At 64.6% G+C, this 18,647-nt stretch carries 19 protein-coding genes and 1 tRNA gene; 5 read left to right on the top strand and 15 right to left on the bottom strand.

Annotated features, from left to right (window positions below; translation table 11 throughout):
- Positions 1 to 21: 21 nt before the first annotated feature.
- The 14 genes from nuoK to tpiA all read right to left on the bottom strand — a co-directional run bounded on the left by nuoK (position 22) and on the right by tpiA (position 10,694).
- Entirely contained in the window at positions 22 to 327 is a 306-nt protein-coding gene (gene nuoK, locus EV683_RS03050; protein ID WP_066611908.1) for an NADH-quinone oxidoreductase subunit NuoK, read from the bottom strand.
- A 26-nt stretch (positions 328 to 353) separates the two neighbouring features.
- Positions 354 to 998, bottom strand: coding sequence for an NADH-quinone oxidoreductase subunit J (locus tag EV683_RS03045; protein WP_066611909.1), 645 nt, complete (start codon positions 996 to 998; stop codon positions 354 to 356).
- A gap of 9 nt (positions 999 to 1,007) precedes the next feature.
- Positions 1,008 to 1,487, bottom strand: coding sequence for an NADH-quinone oxidoreductase subunit NuoI (nuoI, locus tag EV683_RS03040; RefSeq protein WP_197457439.1), 480 nt, complete (start codon positions 1,485 to 1,487; stop codon positions 1,008 to 1,010).
- A gap of 27 nt (positions 1,488 to 1,514) precedes the next feature.
- Positions 1,515 to 2,561, bottom strand: coding sequence for an NADH-quinone oxidoreductase subunit NuoH (gene nuoH / locus EV683_RS03035; protein WP_066611915.1), 1,047 nt, complete (start codon positions 2,559 to 2,561; stop codon positions 1,515 to 1,517).
- Between the two features lie 3 nt (positions 2,562 to 2,564).
- Positions 2,565 to 4,922 carry an NADH-quinone oxidoreductase subunit NuoG gene (gene nuoG, locus EV683_RS03030; RefSeq protein WP_131861791.1) on the bottom strand — a complete coding sequence of 786 codons (2,358 nt, stop codon included), beginning with the start codon at positions 4,920 to 4,922 and terminating at the stop codon, positions 2,565 to 2,567.
- Positions 4,923 to 4,962: 40 nt separating this feature from the next.
- The gene (gene nuoF / locus EV683_RS03025) at positions 4,963 to 6,258 is read right to left on the bottom strand and encodes an NADH-quinone oxidoreductase subunit NuoF (protein ID WP_131861790.1); all 1,296 of its coding nucleotides are present in this window, start codon (positions 6,256 to 6,258) and stop codon (positions 4,963 to 4,965) included.
- Complete coding sequence (nuoE, locus tag EV683_RS03020; protein WP_066611926.1) at positions 6,258 to 6,731, bottom strand: NADH-quinone oxidoreductase subunit NuoE; 474 nt, start codon at positions 6,729 to 6,731, stop codon at positions 6,258 to 6,260. The genes nuoF and nuoE overlap by 1 nt, the downstream gene beginning before the upstream one ends.
- A complete protein-coding gene (locus tag EV683_RS03015) occupies positions 6,731 to 7,984 on the bottom strand; it encodes an NADH-quinone oxidoreductase subunit D (protein WP_066611927.1) in 1,254 nt (417 codons plus the stop codon). Before EV683_RS03015 ends, nuoE begins: the two co-directional genes overlap by 1 nt.
- Positions 7,977 to 8,570, bottom strand: a complete 594-nt coding sequence (locus EV683_RS03010) for an NADH-quinone oxidoreductase subunit C (RefSeq protein WP_066611928.1) — start codon at positions 8,568 to 8,570, stop codon at positions 7,977 to 7,979. Before EV683_RS03010 ends, EV683_RS03015 begins: the two co-directional genes overlap by 8 nt.
- Positions 8,571 to 8,582: 12 nt before the next feature.
- On the bottom strand, positions 8,583 to 9,059 hold the full coding sequence (locus EV683_RS03005; RefSeq protein ID WP_066611930.1) for a NuoB/complex I 20 kDa subunit family protein: 477 nt from the start codon (positions 9,057 to 9,059) through the stop codon (positions 8,583 to 8,585).
- On the bottom strand, positions 9,050 to 9,406 hold the full coding sequence (locus EV683_RS03000; RefSeq protein ID WP_066611931.1) for an NADH-quinone oxidoreductase subunit A: 357 nt from the start codon (positions 9,404 to 9,406) through the stop codon (positions 9,050 to 9,052). The genes EV683_RS03005 and EV683_RS03000 overlap by 10 nt, the downstream gene beginning before the upstream one ends.
- 93 nt (positions 9,407 to 9,499) lie before the next feature.
- Positions 9,500 to 9,585 (bottom strand) — tRNA-Leu (locus EV683_RS02995).
- 12 nt (positions 9,586 to 9,597) lie between these two features.
- Positions 9,598 to 9,942, bottom strand: a complete 345-nt coding sequence (gene secG, locus EV683_RS02990; RefSeq protein ID WP_066611932.1) for a preprotein translocase subunit SecG — start codon at positions 9,940 to 9,942, stop codon at positions 9,598 to 9,600.
- Between the two features lie 11 nt (positions 9,943 to 9,953).
- On the bottom strand, positions 9,954 to 10,694 hold the full coding sequence (gene tpiA / locus EV683_RS02985; protein WP_131861789.1) for a triose-phosphate isomerase: 741 nt from the start codon (positions 10,692 to 10,694) through the stop codon (positions 9,954 to 9,956).
- Between the two features lie 139 nt (positions 10,695 to 10,833).
- Here tpiA and pstS point away from each other — a divergent pair, with 139 nt between their 5' ends.
- The 5 genes from pstS (at position 10,834) to EV683_RS02960 (ending at position 16,443) form a co-directional block, all read left to right on the top strand.
- Positions 10,834 to 11,874, top strand: a complete 1,041-nt coding sequence (gene pstS, locus EV683_RS02980; RefSeq protein WP_131861788.1) for a phosphate ABC transporter substrate-binding protein PstS — start codon at positions 10,834 to 10,836, stop codon at positions 11,872 to 11,874.
- Between the two features lie 187 nt (positions 11,875 to 12,061).
- On the top strand, positions 12,062 to 13,024 hold the full coding sequence (gene pstC, locus EV683_RS02975) for a phosphate ABC transporter permease subunit PstC (RefSeq protein ID WP_066611934.1): 963 nt from the start codon (positions 12,062 to 12,064) through the stop codon (positions 13,022 to 13,024).
- Positions 13,025 to 13,040: 16 nt separating this feature from the next.
- Complete coding sequence (gene pstA, locus EV683_RS02970) at positions 13,041 to 13,889, top strand: phosphate ABC transporter permease PstA (protein WP_082824159.1); 849 nt, start codon at positions 13,041 to 13,043, stop codon at positions 13,887 to 13,889.
- A 12-nt stretch (positions 13,890 to 13,901) separates the two neighbouring features.
- On the top strand, positions 13,902 to 14,666 hold the full coding sequence (gene pstB / locus EV683_RS02965) for a phosphate ABC transporter ATP-binding protein PstB (protein ID WP_066611937.1): 765 nt from the start codon (positions 13,902 to 13,904) through the stop codon (positions 14,664 to 14,666).
- A gap of 202 nt (positions 14,667 to 14,868) precedes the next feature.
- Positions 14,869 to 16,443, top strand: coding sequence for an inorganic phosphate transporter (locus tag EV683_RS02960; RefSeq protein WP_066611938.1), 1,575 nt, complete (start codon positions 14,869 to 14,871; stop codon positions 16,441 to 16,443).
- Between the two features lie 70 nt (positions 16,444 to 16,513).
- Here EV683_RS02960 and recG read toward each other — a convergent pair whose 3' ends face one another.
- The gene (gene recG, locus EV683_RS02955) at positions 16,514 to 18,568 is read right to left on the bottom strand and encodes an ATP-dependent DNA helicase RecG (protein WP_131861787.1); all 2,055 of its coding nucleotides are present in this window, start codon (positions 18,566 to 18,568) and stop codon (positions 16,514 to 16,516) included.
- Between the last annotated feature and the right edge of the window lie 79 nt (positions 18,569 to 18,647).

Genomic DNA, 18,647 nt, shown 5'->3' with positions numbered 1-18,647 from the left:
GTAAGTTGAGATTCGGTGATCTTAGCCTTTGAGGCTGCCCAGATCTTCCACGTTGATGGTGTTCAGGTTGCGGAACAGCACCACCAGAATGGCAAGACCGATCGCGGATTCCGCGGCTGCCACGGTCAGGATGAAGAACACGAAGATCTGACCGGCGGTATCCGACAGGTAATGCGAGAACGCGATGAAGTTGAAATTCACCGCGAGCAGCATCAGCTCGATCGCCATCAACAGCACGATGACGTTCTTGCGGTTCAAAAAGATGCCCAGCACGCTAATGGCGAACAGGATTGCGGCCAGCACCAGGAAGTGAGTCAGCGTCAGCACGTTTCCTCCCTCTTTCTATGTGGCCGTCAGGCCTGTTGTTCTTCAGACACGACATCCGTGTCCGCCACGGCACGCTTCTCGGCGTCCATCTTCACGATGCGCACGCGGTCGTCGCGACGCACTTTGACCTGCACGGCCGGATCGATGAACTTGGTGTCCTTGCGCTGGCGCTGGGTCAGGCCGATCGCGGCGATGATCGCCACCAGGAGGACAAAGGCGGCCAGTTCGAACGGCAGCAGATAGGTCGTGTAGATCTGACGGCCCAGTTCCTTGACGTTGCTGGCGTCGGCGGCGAGCGGCGCGGCCGCCTTGAACTGGTCGAGCGAAGCCTCGGGGCTCATCAGGATCAGCGCCATCTCGGCGACCATGATCAGGCCGACCGTCCCGGCGAGCGGGAAGTGACGCCAGAACCCCTCGCGCAGCTTCTCGAAGTTGATGTCGAGCATCATCACGACGAACAGGAACAGCACCATCACCGCGCCGACGTAGACCAGCACCAGCGCGATCGCGAGGAACTCGGCCTGCAGCAGCAGCCAGTGGCCGGCGCTGGTGAAGAAGGCCAGCACCAGGTACAGCGCGGCGTGAACCGGGTTTTTGGCGGTGATCACGCGGAAGCTCGCGAAGATCAGGATCGCCGACAACACATAAAACACTACGGTTTGAAAGCTCATGACTCCCCCTTAGCGGTACTTGGCGTCGGCCGCCTTGTTGGCCGCGATTTCCGCCTCGTACTTGTCGCCCACGGCCAACAGCATCGGCTTGGTGTAGTAGAGGTCGCCACGTTTTTCGCCGTGGTATTCGAAAATATGCGTCTCGACGATCGCGTCGACCGGGCACGCCTCCTCGCAGAAACCGCAGAAGATGCACTTGGTCAGGTCGATGTCGTAGCGCGTCGTGCGGCGGGTGCCGTCCTCGCGCTGGTCCGACTCGATGGTGATCGCCATCGCCGGGCAGACCGCCTCGCACAACTTACAGGCGATGCAGCGCTCCTCGCCGTTGGCGTAACGGCGCTGCGCGTGCAGACCGCGGAAGCGCGGCGAGATCGGCGTCTTTTCTTCCGGGAACTGTACGGTGATCTTGCGGGCGAACAGGTGACGCCCGGTCAGCGCCAGGCCCTTCACCAGTTCGACCAGCAGGAAGGTTTTGAAAAAATTGCGAATCGTATCCATGCTCTTCACCACCCCGAATTACTGCCAGATCGACAGCGGGCTCATCATCCACGCGCCCAGTACGACCACCCAAACCAGGGTCAGCGGGATGAACACCTTCCAACCCAGACGCATGATCTGGTCGTAGCGGTAACGCGGGAACGTCGCGCGGAACCACAGGAAGCAGAACAGCACCATCGCCACCTTGAGCGCCAGCCAGAAGAAGCCGGCCGCGCCGAGGATGCCCCACGAAGCCGGGAACGGCGACAGCCAGCCGCCCAGGAACATGATCGCGGTCATCGTCGACACCAGGATCATGTTGGCGTACTCGGCGAGGAAGAACACCGCGAAGGCCATGCCCGAGTATTCGACGTGGAAGCCGGCGACGATCTCCGACTCGCCCTCGGCGACGTCGAACGGCGCGCGGTTGGTCTCGGCCACGCCGGAAATCAGGTAGACGAGGAACAGCGGGAACAGCGGCAGCCAGTTCCACGACAGGATCGAACCGCCGGCGACGCCGTGCGCCTGCTGCTCGACGATCTTCACCAGGTTCAGGCTGTCGGACACCATCAGCACGCCGACCAGCGCGAAGCCCATCGCGATTTCGTACGAGACGATCTGCGCCGCCGAACGCATCGCACCGATGAACGAGTACTTCGAGTTGGCGGCCCAGCCGGCGACGATCACGCCGTACACGCCCATCGAGGTGATCGCCATGATGAACAGCAGCGACGCGTCGATATTGGCCAGCACCAGGGTGTCGGTGAACGGCACCACCGCCCAGGCGGCCAGCGCCGGCATGATGGACAGCACCGGCGCCAGCAGGAACAGGCTCTTGTTGGCGTTGGTCGGGAGAATGATCTCCTTGAGCAGCAGCTTCAGACCGTCGGCGATCGGCTGCAGCAGACCCTTGGGACCGACCCGGTTCGGGCCGATACGGATCTGGATGTAACCGATCACCTTGCGCTCGGCCAAGGTCAGGTAAGCCACCGCCCCCATCATCGGCGCGACGATGGCGACGATCTTCAGCAGGGTCCAGGCCGTCAGCCCCGCTTCGTTGCCCAGAAGGCTTTGCAAGAATTCCATCGCTTAACCCCGCTTCAGTTCAATCGGGTCGAACAGGCCGCCAAGACCGACGGTCGCCGGATGCGCGGCCGCCAGGCGCAGCACGCCCTCCGGCAGACCGGCGTCGGCCTTGACCGGCACGCGCACCTCGCACGCGCCCTGGCGCACCACCGCCAGCTCGCCGTCGGCGAGGCCGGCCGCGGCCAGCACCGCCGGGTTGGCCGAGGCTACCGGCGCCTTGGCGTGCACGGTCGCCTGCAGCGACGGCGCGCGGCGCACGATGGCGTCGACGTGATACATCGGCACCTCGCCGACGCGCACCAGACCGGTGACGGCCGGCTTGTCGAGCGCGACGCCCGACACGGCGTTGGACAGCTTGGCCGCACCGTCGCCGAACGGGCCGACGAACTCGGCGCGCACGTCCTCGACGGTGTTCTGCTCGAAGCCTTGCAGCGACAGCAGGTTGCCCAGCACGCGCAGCACCTTCCAGCCCGGACGGGTCTCGCCCAGCGGGCGCACCACGCCGTTGAAGGTCTGCAGCTTGCCTTCCATGTTGACGAAGGAACCGGCGGTTTCGGTGAACGGCGCGGTCGGCAACAGCACGTCGGCGTAGTCGAGCAGGCCGTCGCCCTTGAACGCGGTGAACGCGATCACGGTCTCGGCGGCCTTCATCGCGGCGACGGCGGCCTGGCCGTCGTGGCAGTCGGCTTCCGGCTCGACGCCCCACAGCACGTAGGCCTTGCGCGGCGCGGCGATCATTTCGGCGGCGTTCAGGCCGGCGGTGACGGCGGCACCCGCGAAGCCGCGGCGCGGCAGCGCGCCGACGAACTGGGCGCCGACGCTGTTGGCGGCCTCGGAGAAGACGCCGAAGTGCGCGCCGCTCAGGCGGGCGATTTCGCCGCCGATGGCCAAGAGCTGCGAGAACACCGGCGAATGCTGCGCGACGCTACCGAGCACGACCGAGGCGGTTTCGGCGCGGACGAGGCTTTCGGCGATGCGGCGCGCCTCGTCGTAGACGGTCACGCCGGAAAGGTCGAGGTTGGCCGAGGCGCCCTTGAGCTCGGCGACGGCCTTGAGCACCTGCGCGAGGCCGTCGGCCAGCGCCTGCGGCGCGACGATCAGCTTGGCGTTGACGCGGGTCAAGAGCTCGTCGTCGGCGACGTGGATCAGGTTCAGTTCGGCGCCCTTCTTGACCGCCTGGCGCAGCCGGGCGGCGAGCAGCGGCTGCTCGTGGCGCTGGGTCGAGCCGACCACCAGCACCGCGTTGGCCGAGGCCATCTCGGCGATGGTCGAGCCGAGCCACAGCGCGCCGGTCTGCCCCTCGTCGGCGGCGAAGTCGCGCTGGCGCAGACGGTGGTCGATGTTGTTGACGCCGAAGGCGCGCGCGAGCTTTTGCAGCAGATACAGCTCTTCGGTGGTCGCACCAGCGCCGGCGAGCACGCCGATGGCGTCCTTGCCGTGCTGGGCGGATACGCCGGTCAGCCCCTTGACGACGTAGTCGAGCGCGGTCTGCCAGTCGGTTTCGTGCCACTTGCCGTCGTGCTTGATCATCGGGCGGGTCAGACGCGCGTCGGAATTGAGCGCCTCGTACGAGAAGCGGTCACGGTCGGAGAGCCAGCACTCGTTGATCGCCTCGTTCTCCAGCGGGAGGACGCGCATCACCTTGTGGTTGTAGACCTGGACGATCAGGTTGGAGCCGAGGCCGTCGTGCGGCGCCACGCTCTTGCGGCGCGACAGTTCCCACGAACGGGCGCTGTAGCGGAACGGCTTGGAGGTCAGCGCGCCGACCGGGCACAGGTCGATCACGTTGCCGGAGATTTCCGAATCCACCGTCTTGCCGAGGAAGGGCAGGATTTCCGAGAACTCGCCCCGGTTGGCCATGCCGATTTCCTGGAAGCCGCCGATTTCCTCGGTGAAGCGCACGCAGCGGGTGCAGTGGATGCAGCGGCTCATTTCCTCGGCCGACACCAGGGGACCCATGTCCTTGCCCGGCACCGAGCGCTTTTCTTCCTGGTAACGCGACGAGCCGCCGCCGTAGCCGACCGCGATGTCCTGCAGCTGGCATTCGCCGCCCTGGTCGCAGATCGGGCAGTCCAGCGGGTGGTTGATGAGCAGGAACTCCATCACGCCCTGCTGCGCCTTCACGGCCAGGTCGGAATGGGTGTGGACCCGCATGCCGTCGGTGACCGGGGTGGCACAGGCCGGCAGCGGCTTGGGCGCCTTTTCGACTTCCACAAGGCACATGCGGCAGTTGGCCGCGATGGACAGCTTCTTGTGGTAGCAGAAATGCGGGATATAGGTACCCACCGAGTGGGCAGCATCCATGATGGTGCTGCCCTGGGGCACCGTCAGTTTCTTACCGTCGATTTCGATTTCAAGCATAGCGATTCGCTACCCGATTTTTAGGACCCGTTGGACCGGATCAGCACCATTTGTGGTTGACCAGCGGCGTCTTGTGTTCGATCAGATGTTCGAACTCATGGCGGAAATGCTTGGTAAAGCTGCGGACCGGGAACACGGCCGCATCCGCCAGCGCGCAAATGGTGCGACCGGCCATGTTGTTGCCCACCGAGTCGAGCAGCTCCAGATCCTCCGGACGGCCTTCGCCGTTGAGGATGCGGTGGATCACGCGGTACAACCAGCCGGTGCCTTCGCGGCACGGCGTGCACTGACCACAAGACTCTTCGTGGTAGAAATAAGCGAGGCGCTCGAGCGCGCGGACCATGCAGACGTCTTCGTTCATCACGATCACCGCGCCGGAGCCGAGCATGGAGCCGGCCTTGGCGATCGAGTCGTAATCCATCGTGCACTGCATCATGATGTCGCCCGGCAGCACCGGCGCGGACGAGCCACCCGGGATCACCGCCTTGAGCTTCTTGCCGCCGCGCATGCCGCCGGCCATTTCCAGCAGCTCGGCGAACGGCGTGCCCAGCGGAATCTCGTAGTTGCCCGGACGGTTCACGTGGCCCGACACCGAGAACAGCTTGGTGCCGCCGTTGTTCGGCTTGCCCAGCTCGAGGAACTTCTGGCCGCCCTGGGTGATGATGTAGGGCACCGAGGCGAAGGTCTCGGTGTTGTTGATCGTGGTCGGCTTGCCGTACAGGCCGAACGAGGCCGGGAACGGCGGCTTGAAGCGCGGCTGGCCTTTCTTGCCCTCGAGCGACTCCAGCAGCGCGGTTTCCTCGCCGCAGATGTAGGCGCCGTAACCGTGGTGGGCGAACAGCTCGTAGCTGAAGGTCGAACCGAGGATGTTCTGGCCGAGGAAGCCGGCGCGGCGCGCCTCGTCGAGCGCCTCTTCGAAGCGCTCGTACTCGGCGAAGATTTCGCCGTGGATGTAGTTGTAGCCGCGGGCGGCGCCCATCGCGTAACCGGCGATGATCATGCCTTCGATCAGCGCGTGCGGGTTGAAGCGCAGGATGTCGCGGTCCTTGAAGGTGCCCGGCTCGCCCTCGTCGGTGTTGCACACGACGTACTTGTCGCCCGGGAAGGAGCGCGGCATGAAGCTCCATTTCAGGCCGGTCGGGAAGCCCGCGCCGCCGCGGCCGCGCAGGCTGGAGGTTTTCAGCTCGGCGATCACGTCGTCCTGGCTGATGCCCTCGGTCAGGATCTTCTTCAGCGCCTGATAGCCGCCGCGCGCCTGATAGGCTTCGATTTTCCAGCAGTTCGGGTCGGAGGTGTCGACGCCCTCGAACAGGATACCGTTAGCGAAGACCGCCATTATTCCAACTCCGCCAGTTTCTTATCGATGGCTTCACGCGTCATGAAGCTGCACATCGAATGGTTGTTCAACAGCATGACCGGCGCGTCGCCACAGGCGCCCATGCACTCGCCTTCCACCAACGTGAACCTGCCGTCGGCGCTGGTCTCGCCGAAGTCGATACCGAGCTTCTGCTTCAGGTAGTCGGCCGCGTCGTAGCCGCCGGACAAGGCGCACGGCAGGTTGGTGCAGACGGTCAGCTTGTGCTTTCCGACCGGCTTGAGGTCGTACATGTTGTAGAACGTCGCCACCTCGTAGGCGGCCACCGGCGGAATGCCGAGGTAGTTGGCCACGAACTCGATGGTCTCGGTGGCGAGCCACCCCTTTTCCTGCTGCGCGATGCGCAGCGCCGACATCGTCGCGGAGCGCTTCTGGTCGGCAGGGTACTTGGCGACCTCGCGGTCGATCTTGGCAAGCGATTCTGCGGACAACATTAGCGGTCGATCTCCCCAAATACGACGTCCTGGGTGCCGATGATCGCGACCACGTCGGCGATCATGTGGCCCTTGGCCATTTCATCCAGCGCGGCCAGATGGGCGTAGCCCGGCGCGCGGATCTTCAGACGGTAAGGTTTGTTGGCGCCGTCGGACACCAGATAGATGCCGAACTCGCCCTTCGGATGCTCGACCGCCGCGTAGGCTTCGCCTTCGGGCACGTGCATCCCTTCGGTGAAGAGCTTGAAGTGGTGGATCAGCTCTTCCATGTTCGATTTCATCGACTCGCGCGACGGCGGCGCGACCTTGTGGTTGTCGGTGATGACCGGCCCCGGGTTCTTGCGCAGCCAGTCGACGCACTGCTTGATGATGCGGTTCGACTGGCGCATTTCCTCGACGCGGACCAGATAGCGGTCGTAGCAGTCGCCGGTCACGCCGACCGGCACGTCGAACTCCATGCGGTCGTAGACGTCGTACGGCTGCTTCTTGCGCAGGTCCCAGGCGATGCCCGAGCCGCGCAGCATCGCACCGGTGAAGCCCAGCTGCAGCGCGCGCTCCGGCGACACCACGCCGATGCCGACGGTACGCTGCTTCCAGATGCGGTTGTCGGTCAGCAGGGTCTCGTACTCGTCGACGCACTTCGGGAAGCGGTTGGTGAAGTCTTCGATGAAGTCGAGCATCGTGCCCGAGCGGTTCTCGTTCAGGCGCGCCAGTTCCTTGGCGTTCTTGATCTTCGAGACCTTGTACTGCGGCATCGAATCCGGCAGGTCGCGGTAGACGCCGCCCGGACGGAAGTAGGCCGCGTGCATGCGCGCACCCGACACCGCCTCGTAGCAGTCCATCAGGTCCTCGCGCTCGCGGAAGGCGTACAGGAACATCGTCATCGCGCCGATGTCGAGCGCGTGCGCGCCGATCCACAGCAGATGGTTCAGGATCCGGGTGATTTCCGAGAACATCACCCGGATGTACTGCGCGCGCTCCGGCACCTCGAGCTGCAGCAGCTTCTCGATCGCCAGGCAGTAGGCGTGCTCGTTGCACATCATCGACACGTAGTCGAGACGGTCCATGTACGGCAGCGACTGGATGAAGGTCTTGTTCTCGGCCAACTTCTCGGTACCGCGGTGCAAGAGACCGATGTGCGGGTCGGCGCGCTGGATCACCTCGCCGTCCAGCTCGAGCACCAGACGCAGCACGCCGTGCGCGGCCGGGTGCTGCGGACCGAAGTTCAGGGTGTAGTTGCGGATCTCAGCCACCGTAGTTCTCCTCGCGGATGATGCGCGGCGTGATTTCGCGCGGTTCGATGGTCACCGGCTGGTAGATCACGCGGGCCTCGACCGGGTCGTAGCGCATCTCGACGTAGCCGGACAACGGGAAATCCTTGCGGAACGGATGGCCGACGAAACCGTAGTCGGTCAACAGGCGGCGCAGGTCGGAGTGGCCTTCGAACACGATGCCGAACAGATCGAACGCCTCGCGCTCGAACCAGTTGATGCCGTTCCAGACGGCTTCGAGCGACGGCAGTACCGGGAAGCCGTCGTCCGGCGCGAAGGCGCGCACGCGGATGCGGTGGTTGTGCTTGATCGACAGCAGGTGATAGACGACGGCGAAGCGCGGCCCCTCCCAGACGGTGTCCTGGTAGGTGCTGTAATCGATGCCTGCCGCGTCGATGCACTGCTCGAAGGAAAGATCGGGATGATCGCGCAACGTCGTCGCGACCTGGACGAGGTCTGCGGACTGACAGACGATGGTCAGTTCGTCGAGCGCCAGCTTGGTCGACACCAGTTTGTCGCCAAACACCTGCTCGACCAGCGCCTTGAGCGCTTCCGTTTTGGATGCCATGGGCGGGTTACCTTAGCGGGCGATGGTATAGGTGCGTTTGATCTTGTTCTGGAGCTGGATGATGCCGTAGAGCAGCGCCTCGGCCGTCGGCGGACAGCCCGGCACGTAGACGTCGACCGGCACGATGCGATCGCAGCCGCGCACCACCGAGTAGGAATAATGGTAATAACCACCGCCGTTGGCACAGGACCCCATCGAGATCACCCAGCGCGGCTCGGCCATCTGGTCGTACACCTTGCGCAGGGCGGGGGCCATCTTGTTGCACAGCGTGCCGGCCACGATCATCAGGTCGGACTGCCGCGGACTCGGACGGAACACGATACCGAAGCGGTCCAGGTCGTAACGGGCGGCGCCCGCGTGCATCATTTCAACCGCACAGCAGGCCAGACCGAAGGTCATCGGCCACAAGGAACCGGTGCGGGTCCAGTTGATGAGCTTGTCGGCCGAGGTGGTGACGAAACCTTTTTCAAGGATGCCTTCTACTCCCATTCCAGGGCTCCTTTTTTCCATTCATATGCAAGACCAATCGTCAGAACGCCCAGAAAGATCAGCATTGCGCCGAAACCGAACATGCCGAGCTCCTTGAACACCACGGCCCAAGGCACAAGGAAGGCGACTTCAAGGTCGAACAGGATGAACAGAATCGCCACCAGGTAGTACCGGACGTCGAACTTCATGCGCGCATCTTCGAAGGCCTCGAAACCGCACTCATAAGGAGAGAGTTTTTCCGGATCAGGACGGCTTGGTGCAACCAGACGACCCAGGAGAATCGGCGCGACGCCGACGAACAGACCCACCACGACGAACATCAGAATGGGAAAGTAGTTTTGCAGCATTCCCGCACACCCCTAAAAAAAGGAGGCCGCAGACCTCCTTGACACTGAACAAAACAGGCCGCCGGGATTCCCGGCGGCCTGTTTTTTCTTTGGTGGTGCCGACAGTGAGACTCGAACTCACACAGCCTTAGGCCACTACCCCCTCAAGATAGCGTGTCTACCAATTTCACCATGTCGGCTAAAACCTTATGTCACTCCGGAATCGTCGAAGCCGGAGCCTTTTCACCAGATGCCCCGCCCGGGACTTGCGGAGCGGCACTGTTGACTTGACCCTCCATCACGCCAAGCTCGCGCTTACCGCCAGAAGACAGATAAGCCAAACCAAGGCACGTAGAGAAGAAAACCACTGCGGATACCGCCGTAAACCGGCTCATGAAATTCGCGGAACCCGTGGCGCCGAACAGGCTACCCGAAGAACCGCCGCCAAATGCCGCGCCAGCGTCAGCCCCCTTGCCGTGCTGCATCAAAACCAGCACGATGATCGCAACCGCGGAGACGACGTTAAGGACCCAGATCAGCGTTTTCAGAATTTCCATACTTTATCATCTCATCCGGCAGCTTGGCAAATCTTTTCAAACGACTCGGCATCCAGCGACGCCCCGCCGACAAGAGCACCATCTACACCGGGCGTCGCCAAAATGGCGCTGGCGTTGTCGCTCTTGACGCTGCCGCCGTAGAGGACGCGAATATTAAACGAGCCCCCACTGGTTTGCAAGAGCTTTTGCGTCAGGTGCGCGTGCATTTCGGCGATCTGTCCGATGCTCGCCACTTTGCCGGTGCCGATCGCCCAGACCGGCTCGTACGCCACCACGCAGCGCCCGTCCAGCGCCAGACCGTCGAGCACCGCCAGCTGCCGCCCGGTGACGTCCAGGTGCCGGCCAGCCTCGCGCTCGGCCAACGTCTCGCCGATGCACAACACCGGCGTCATGCCGGCGTCGAGCACCGCCGCCAGCTTGTCGCGCAGGATAGCCTCGTCCTCCTGGAAATACTGACGGCGCTCCGAGTGTCCGAGCAACACGTAGCGCACGCCGAGGTCGGCCAGCATGTTGGCCGAGGTCTCGCCGGTATAGGCGCCGTCGACCGGAAAACGGCTCGCATCCTGGGCGCACAGCGCGATGCCGCTCCCCTCGAGCAAGGCCGCCACCTGCGCCAGATAGGGCGCCGGCACCGCGACGCCGACGTCGGCTGCGCAAGCGGCCAGGCGTTCGCGCAACTGCGCGACGAGTTCGGCGTTGCGCGCGAGGCGGCCGTGCATTTTCCAGTTACCGATGATCAGTTTGCGATTCATAAGCTTATCCTCGTAGACGGCGCGCATTATATAAGAAGATGCGCCGGCCGCACCCCGTTCGGCGACTTGTAATATTTCTGCAAACTCCCCGCTATAGCATCCGCCCTGTGCCATAAAGCGCTAACCATTGGGAGCTTGCATGAAAACCACCGTCCGCCTGGCTGCAACCCTCGCCCTGACCGGGGCCTTTGCCTCCACCGCCTTCGCCGCCAACATCACCGGCGCCGGCGCGACCTTCCCGTACCCGCTGTACGCGAAATGGGCCGAGGCCTACAAGGCCAAGACCAACAACAATATGAACTACCAATCGATCGGCTCGGGCGGCGGCATCAAGCAGATCCAGTCCAAGACCGTCGATTTCGGCGCGTCCGACATGCCGCTCAAGCCGGAAGAGCTGGACAAGCACGGCCTGCTGCAGTTCCCGACCGTGATCGGCGGCGTGGTGCCGGTGATCAACGTGCCCGGCATCGCTCCGGGCCAGCTGAAGCTGACCGGCCCGCTGTTGGCCGACATCTATCTGGGCAAGGTGAGCCAGTGGAACGACGCGGCGATCGCCAAGCTGAACCCGGGCGTCGCGCTGCCGGCACAGAAGATCACCGTGGTGCGCCGCTCGGACGGCTCGGGCACCACCTTCGTGTTCACCAACTACCTGGCCAAGGTGTCGCCGGAGTGGAACAGCAGCATCGGCGCCAACACCGCGGTCAACTGGAAGACCGGCGTCGGCGGCAAGGGCAACGAGGGCGTCGCCAACTACGTGACCCGCATCAAGGGCTCGATCGGCTACGTCGAGTACGCCTACGTCAAGCAGAACAAGATGACGTACACCAAGGTGCAGAACGCCGCCGGCAACTTTGTCGAGCCGAGCGACACCAGCTTCAAGGCCGCCGCCGCCAACGCCAACTGGAAGGCCGCGCCGGGCATGTACCTGATCCTGACCAACCAGCCGGGCAAGGATACCTGGCCGATCTCGAACCCGACCTTCATCCTGATGCACAAGAAGCAGGACGACGCGGCACGCGCCGCCGAGGCGCTGAAGTTCTTCGACTGGGCCTACACCCACGGCGACAAGATCGCCCAGGACCTGGTCTACGTGCCGATGCCGGCGAACGTGAAGGCGCAGATCCGCGACAGCTGGAAGCAGATCACCGTCGACGGTACCAAGCCGGTCGCCTGGAAGTAATGCATAAGTTGTAATAACGACGGGCCGGCCGCGACGCCCTTGCGTCGCACCGCCGGCCGAATTGACAGCCGGGGGATTCGCTCCTCCCGGCTTTTTGTCTAGATGTCGGCCGAACGGTTTATTCCAAAAGGATAAAAAGTGTATGCCTCCCTCCATGGATCAAGCACGGCTGCGCACTGAGCAAAGCATGCAAAAGTACCGGAATACCCCGAACCACCAGCGCCAGCGTCTGCTCGACGCGGCGTTCAAGAACCTGACCCGCGCCGCCGCCTTCCTCGTGCTGGCGCTGCTCTTGGGCATCCTGCTGTCGCTGCTCGTCGGCGCGATGCCGAGCATCCAGGCCTTCGGCTGGAGCTTTCTGACCTCGAGCGACTGGGACCCGGTCGCCGAAAAATTCGGCGCGCTGGTGCCGATCTTCGGCACGCTCGCCACCGCGACCATCGCGCTCTTGATCGGCGTCCCGGTCAGCTTCGGCATCGCCCTCTTCCTGACCGAGCTGTGTCCGGTCTGGCTCAAGCGTCCGCTGGGTATCGCGATCGAACTGCTGGCCGGCATCCCGTCGATCATCTACGGCATCTGGGGCCTGTTCGTGTTCGCCCCGTTCTTCTCCGACCACATCCAGCCGTGGATGATCGACAATATCGGCCCGCTGCCGGGCATCGGTTTCCTGTTCCAGGGCGCGCCGCTGGGCATCGGCGTGTTCACCGCCGGCCTGATCCTTGCGATCATGGTGATCCCGTTCATCGCCTCGGTGATGCGCGACGTGTTCGAGGTCGTGCCGGCCATGCTGAAGGAGTCGGCGTACGGCCTCGGCTCGACCACCTGGGAGGTCGTACGCCACGTGGTGCTGCCGTACACCAAAACCGGCGTGGTCGGCGGCATCATGCTCGGCCTCGGTCGCGCGCTCGGCGAGACGATGGCCGTCACCTTCGTGATCGGCAATACCGCGCTGTTCTCGACCTCGCTGTTCGACCCGGGCAACTCGATCGCCTCGGCGCTGGCGAACGAATTCGCCGAGGCACACGGCGAGCTATACCTCGCTTCGCTGATCGAACTCGGCCTGATCCTGTTCTTCATCACCTTCGTGGTGCTGGCCTGCTCCAAGCTCCTGCTGCTTCGCCTGAAGCGCCAGGAAGGCCGCCAGCACTAACCGGGGAGCTTTCATCTTGAATACTTCGATCTACCGCCGCCGCCGCTTCACCAACGCCTTCAACATGACGGCGTCGATGCTGACCATGGCCTTCGGCCTGTTCTGGCTCGCGTGGATTCTGTACACGCTGCTCGCCTACGGCCTGTCGGGCATCTCGGCCGACGTGTTCACCCAGATCACGCCGCCGCCGGGCAGCGCCGGCGGCCTCGCCAACGCGATCTACGGCAGCCTGCTGATGACGCTGTTCGGCACGCTGATCGGCACGCCGGTCGGCATTCTGGCCGGGATTTATCTGGCCGAATACGGCGAGCGCGGCTGGCTGGCGCCGGCCACCCGCTTCATCAACGACATCCTGCTGTCGGCGCCGTCGATCGTGATCGGCCTGTTCATCTACGAGGTCTACGTGATCTCGGTCGGCCACTTCTCCGGCTGGGCCGGCTCGCTGGCGCTGTCGCTGATCGTCATCCCGGTGGTGATCCGCACCACCGAAAACATGCTGCGCCTGGTGCCCAACAGCCTCAGGGAAGCCGCCGCCGCGCTCGGCGCGCCGCGCTGGAAGGTCATCATGTACGTGACGCTGCGCTCGGCCAAGGCCGGCGTGATCACCGGCATGCTGCTGGCGGTGGCGCGCATCTCGGGCGAGACCGCCCCGCTGCTGTTTACCGCGCTGAACAACCAGTTCATGACGCTCGACATGAACCAGCCGATGGCCAACCTGCCGGTGGTCATCTTCCAGTTCGCCATGAGCCCCTACGAGGACTGGCATACGCTGGCCTGGGCCGGCGCCCTGCTGATCACCTTCTCGGTGCTGTCGCTGAACATCATCGCCCGCTGGCTCGGCAGCCAGAAAACCCCATCGCATTAAGGCTGAACGACGATGACTGCCAAGAAAACCAAGCTCGAGGTCAAGAACCTCAACTTCTACTACGGCTCCTTCCACGCGCTCAAGGGCGTGAACCTCGAGATCGAGGCCAAGAAGGTCACCGCCTTCATCGGCCCGTCCGGCTGCGGCAAGTCGACGCTGTTGCGCACTTTCAACCGCATGTTCGAGCTCTACCCGGGCATGAGGAGCGAAGGCGAGATCCTGCTCGACGGCAACAACATCCTCGGCCGCGACGTCGACGTCAACCAGCTGCGCGCCAAGGTCGGCATGGTGTTCCAGAAGCCGACGCCGTTCCCGATGTCGATCTACGACAACATCACCTTCGGCGTGAAGCTGTACGAGAAGCTGTCGAAGGCCGACATGGACGACCGCGTCGAATGGGCGCTCCGCAAGGCCGCGCTGTGGGAAGAGGTCAAGGACAAGCTGCGCCAGTCGGGCAACTCGCTGTCCGGCGGCCAGCAGCAGCGCCTGTGCATCGCGCGCGCGGTGGCGGCCAAGCCCGAGGTGCTGCTGCTCGACGAGCCGACCTCGGCGCTCGACCCGATCTCGACCGCGCACATCGAGGAGCTGATCCACGAGCTCAAGCAGGACTACACGATCGCGATCGTCACGCACAATATGCAGCAGGCGGCGCGCGTGTCCGACTACACCGCCTATATGTACCTCGGCGAGATGGTCGAATTCGGCGCCACCGACGACATCTTCACCGCGCCGAAGAAAAAGGCCACCGAGGACTACATCACCGGCAAATTCGGCTGAATCCCGGCCGTTTCCGTCCGCACGATGCACCCCCGCCACACGGCGGGGGTTTTGCTTTGCGACGCGATTCACCAGCGAACGCAGACGCCGCCGCCGTTTAGCTTTTCGGCATAAACCGTGCGCTGAATCGGTAACGATCCGAAGTATAAAAACCGTCAAATTTCTGACACAATTCAGCCCTTTTGTAGCCCGGAACTGAGTAGTGGAACTCGAACATATCAGCAATATCGAAAAGGCCACCAAGCGCGGCAGAGGCGACCTGTTCCGCCTCGGGCTGGGCCTGGTTTTCGTCGTCGGCGTGGTGATGTACAGCCTCTCGATGGGCGGCGGCAATCTCGTGCTGGTTTTCTCCGCGGCGATCGGCGCTTACATGGCGATGAACATCGGCGCCAACGACGTCGCCAACAACGTCGGCCCGGCGGTCGGCTCCAAGGCGCTGACGCTGGGTGGCGCGCTGGTGCTGGCCGCGATCTTCGAGGCGGCAGGCGCACTGATCGCCGGCGGCGAGGTGGTCGGCACCATCCGCAGCGGCATCATCGACCCGGCGCTGATTCCCGACAAGGAGACCTTCATCTGGCTGATGATGGCGGCGCTGTTGGCCGCCGCGCTGTGGCTGAACCTCGCCAGCGCGATCGGCGCGCCGGTATCGACCACCCACTCCATCGTCGGCGCCGTGCTCGGCGCGGGCGTCGCGGCGCAGGGCATGGACATCGCCAACTGGAGCAAGGTCGGCGCCATCGTCGCCAGCTGGGTCATCTCGCCGCTGATGGGCGGCCTGGTGGCCGCCGGCTTCCTGTACCTGATCAAGCGCCGCATCACCTACCAGAACGACATGCGCGAAGCGGCGTGCAAAATGGTGCCGCTCTTGGTCGCCGCGATGGCCTGGACCTTCACCACCTACCTGATGCTCAAGGGCCTGAACAATATCTGGAAGATCGACTTCACGACCGCGCTCGCCTCCGGCTTCGCCGTCGCGGTCGCCGTGTTCCTGCTGCTGCGCCCGATGGTCGCGCGCCGCGCCGCACGCCTCGACAACAGCAAGGAGGCGGTCAACCAGTTCTTCACCGTGCCGCTGATCTTTGCCGCCGCGCTGCTGAGTTTCGCGCACGGCTCGAACGACGTGGCCAACGCGGTCGGCCCGCTGGCGGCCATCGTCGACGCGGTTTCGCACGCCGGCAACGAGATCGGCAGCAAGGCCGCGATCCCGCTGTGGGTGATGGCGATCGGCGCGCTGGGCATCTCGATCGGCCTGGCGCTGTTCGGCCCGAAGGTGATCCGCACCGTCGGCTCGGAAATCACCGAGCTCGACCAGATGCGCGCCTTCTGCATCGCGATGGCCGCGACGCTGACCGTAATCATCGCCAGCCAGCTCGGCATGCCGGTCAGCTCGACGCATATCGCCGTCGGCGGCGTGTTCGGCGTCGGCTTCTTGCGCGAATACCTGAAGAGCCGCTACGCGCAGATGGTCGCCGAAATCAAGGCGCACCATCCGGCCGACGACCAGGAGGCGATCGACGCCTTCATCGCCAAGTTCTCCGAGGCGTCGATCGAGGAAAAAGACCGCATGCTCAAGGACCTGAAGATCCGCGGCAAGCAGCAGCGCGACCCCGCGCACTTCTCGAAGGGCGAGCGCAAGGGGCTGCGCAAGGCCTACCGCAAGGAGCTGGTCAAGCGTTCGCAGATGAAACGCATCGCCGCGGCCTGGGTCATCACCGTACCGGCCTCGGCGCTGATGGCCGCGATGTTGTTCTACATGATTCGCGGCATCCTGCTCTGAGCGAGTCCCCAAACGCCAACCGCCCCGCAATCGACGGGGCGGTTTTTTTTCCGGCCGACGTTGGCCGAGCTCAGGCTTCGAGAAAATGTTCGCGGCCGGCGAGCCAGCGCGTCAGGTGCGCCTCGGCCAAGCCGGGGTGCTCCTTCAGCATCTGCGGCGCCAGCGCCCTCGCCTCCTCCAGCAAGGCGAGATCCTCCTCGAGGTTGGCGAAGCGCAGCATCGGCACGCCGCTCTGGCGCGCGCCGAGGAATTCGCCCGGGCCGCGGATCAAGAGGTCCTGGCGCGCGATCTCGAAGCCGTCGGTGTTCTCGTAGATCACCTTGAGGCGCGCCTTGGCGACCTCCGACAGCGGCGTCTCGAACAGCAGCACGCAGCTGCTCTTGGCCGCGCCGCGCCCGACACGGCCGCGCAGCTGGTGCAGCTGCGCCAAGCCCATGCGCTCGGCGTGCTCGATCACCATCAGGCTGGCGTTGGGCACGTCGACGCCGACCTCGATCACCGTGGTGGCGACCAGAAGCTGCAGCTCGTTGCGCGCGAACGCCGCCATCACCTCGGCCTTCTCGGCCGGCTTGAGCCGCCCGTGCACCAGACCGACCTTCAGCTCCGGCAGGTCCTCGGCCAACTGCACGTGGGTGTCGACCGCGGTCTGCAATTCGAGTGCCTCCGACTCCTCGATCAAGGGGCAGACCCAGTACACCTGCCGCCCCTCGGCGACGGTGCGGCGCACAAACTCGACCACCTCGTCGCGGCGATTGGCGTTGATCAGCTTGGTGACGATAGGCGTGCGCCCCGGCGGCAGCTCGTCGATCACCGACACGTCGAGGTCGGCGTAGAAGCTCATCGCCAGCGTGCGTGGGATCGGCGTCGCCGACATCATCAGCTGGTGCGCCTGCGCGTCGCCACTCTTGTCCTTGAGCGCGAGGCGCTGGCCGACGCCGAAGCGGTGCTGCTCGTCGACGATGGCCAGCCCCAGGCTCGCGAACGCGACGTCGTCCTGGAACAACGCGTGGGTACCGACCGCCAGCCGCGCCGTGCCGTCGGCGATGCGCGCCATCGCCTCGGTTTTCTGTTTCTTCTTCAGGCTGCCCGACAGCCACACCACCTCGACGCCCAGGGGCGCGAGCCAGCCGCTCAATTTGAGGTAATGCTGCTCGGCGAGGATCTCGGTCGGCGCCATCAGAGCGACCTGATGGCCGGCCTCGATCGCCGACAGCGCCGCCATCGCCGCGACGATGGTCTTGCCGCTGCCGACGTCGCCCTGCAACAGCCGGTGCATCGGGTGGGTCCGGGCGAGGTCGGCGTCGATCTCGGCCAGCACGCGGGTCTGCGCGCCGGTCAGCGCGAACGGCAGCGCCTCGGCCAACCTTCGGCGCAACGCGCCGCTGCCGACGAGCGGCAGCGCGCGGCCCTTGCGGCGCGCGCGATAGGCGAGCCGCATCGACAGCTGCTGCGCCAGCAATTCGTCGAACTTCAGCCGCTGCCAGGCCGGCAGCGCCGGGTTGGTCAGATCCTTGGCCGAATACTCGGGCGTCGGCGAATGCAAGAGCCGCACCGCGTCGGCGAAATCGACCAGATCGAGCCGCCGCCGCTCCTCGACGGGCAACGTGTCGGCGAGGTCCTGCACCTTCAGCTCGGCGGCGATCAGCCGGCGCAACACCGGCTGGGTCAGGCCGTTGACGGTCGGGTAGATCGGCGTCAGGTGGTCGGCGAGCGCGTCGCCCTCGATCACCTCGCGGATCTTCGGGTGGATGATCTCGTCGCCGTGGTAGCCGCGCTTGATCTCGCCAAGCGCGCGCACGCGGCGCCCCTTGGCGAGCTGCTTTTGCTGGCTGGGGTAGAAATGGATGAAGCGCAGGTTGAGCGTGCCGGTTTTGTCCTCGATCTGCACCAGCAACTGGCGGCGCGGCTTGAACTGCACCTCGCTGGCGATCACCTCGCCCTCGACCAGCACCGCCTGCCCGTAGGGCGCGTCGGCGATGGTGTAGAGGTGGGTTTCATCCTCGTAGCGCAACGGCAGGTGCAGCACGAAGTCGAAGCGGCGGCGGATGCCGAGCTTCTCGAGGCGTTTGGCGGTGGCCGGCGCGGCGACGACCGGCTGGTTGGCGATATCGGCGAACACATCCATGCGCCGATGTTAGCGCAAAAACGCATAAGCGGCGCCCGGCGGCGCGCGCAAACGAAAAAGCCCGGGATCGCCGGGCTTG

The sequence above is a fragment of the Crenobacter luteus genome (assembly GCF_004345725.1).
GTDB lineage: Bacteria > Pseudomonadota > Gammaproteobacteria > Burkholderiales > Chromobacteriaceae > Crenobacter > Crenobacter luteus.
The sequence above is the reverse complement of the archived record's forward strand: the minus strand, read 5'-3'. Positions and strand labels throughout refer to the sequence as shown.

Coding starts and splice junctions, on each gene's coding strand:
- EV683_RS03045 (WP_066611909.1), bottom strand. CDS start 998: ATGAGCTTTCAAACCGTAGTGTTTTATGTGTTGTCGGCGATCCTGATC.
- nuoH (WP_066611915.1), bottom strand. CDS start 2,561: ATGGAATTCTTGCAAAGCCTTCTGGGCAACGAAGCGGGGCTGACGGCC.
- nuoG (WP_131861791.1), bottom strand. CDS start 4,922: ATGCTTGAAATCGAAATCGACGGTAAGAAACTGACGGTGCCCCAGGGC.
- nuoF (WP_131861790.1), bottom strand. CDS start 6,258: ATGGCGGTCTTCGCTAACGGTATCCTGTTCGAGGGCGTCGACACCTCC.
- nuoE (WP_066611926.1), bottom strand. CDS start 6,731: ATGTTGTCCGCAGAATCGCTTGCCAAGATCGACCGCGAGGTCGCCAAG.
- EV683_RS03010 (WP_066611928.1), bottom strand. CDS start 8,570: ATGGCATCCAAAACGGAAGCGCTCAAGGCGCTGGTCGAGCAGGTGTTT.
- EV683_RS03005 (WP_066611930.1), bottom strand. CDS start 9,059: ATGGGAGTAGAAGGCATCCTTGAAAAAGGTTTCGTCACCACCTCGGCC.
- EV683_RS03000 (WP_066611931.1), bottom strand. CDS start 9,406: ATGCTGCAAAACTACTTTCCCATTCTGATGTTCGTCGTGGTGGGTCTG.
- secG (WP_066611932.1), bottom strand. CDS start 9,942: ATGGAAATTCTGAAAACGCTGATCTGGGTCCTTAACGTCGTCTCCGCG.
- tpiA (WP_131861789.1), bottom strand. CDS start 10,694: ATGAATCGCAAACTGATCATCGGTAACTGGAAAATGCACGGCCGCCTC.
- pstS (WP_131861788.1), top strand. CDS start 10,834: ATGAAAACCACCGTCCGCCTGGCTGCAACCCTCGCCCTGACCGGGGCC.
- pstC (WP_066611934.1), top strand. CDS start 12,062: ATGCAAAAGTACCGGAATACCCCGAACCACCAGCGCCAGCGTCTGCTC.
- pstB (WP_066611937.1), top strand. CDS start 13,902: ATGACTGCCAAGAAAACCAAGCTCGAGGTCAAGAACCTCAACTTCTAC.
- recG (WP_131861787.1), bottom strand. CDS start 18,568: ATGGATGTGTTCGCCGATATCGCCAACCAGCCGGTCGTCGCCGCGCCG.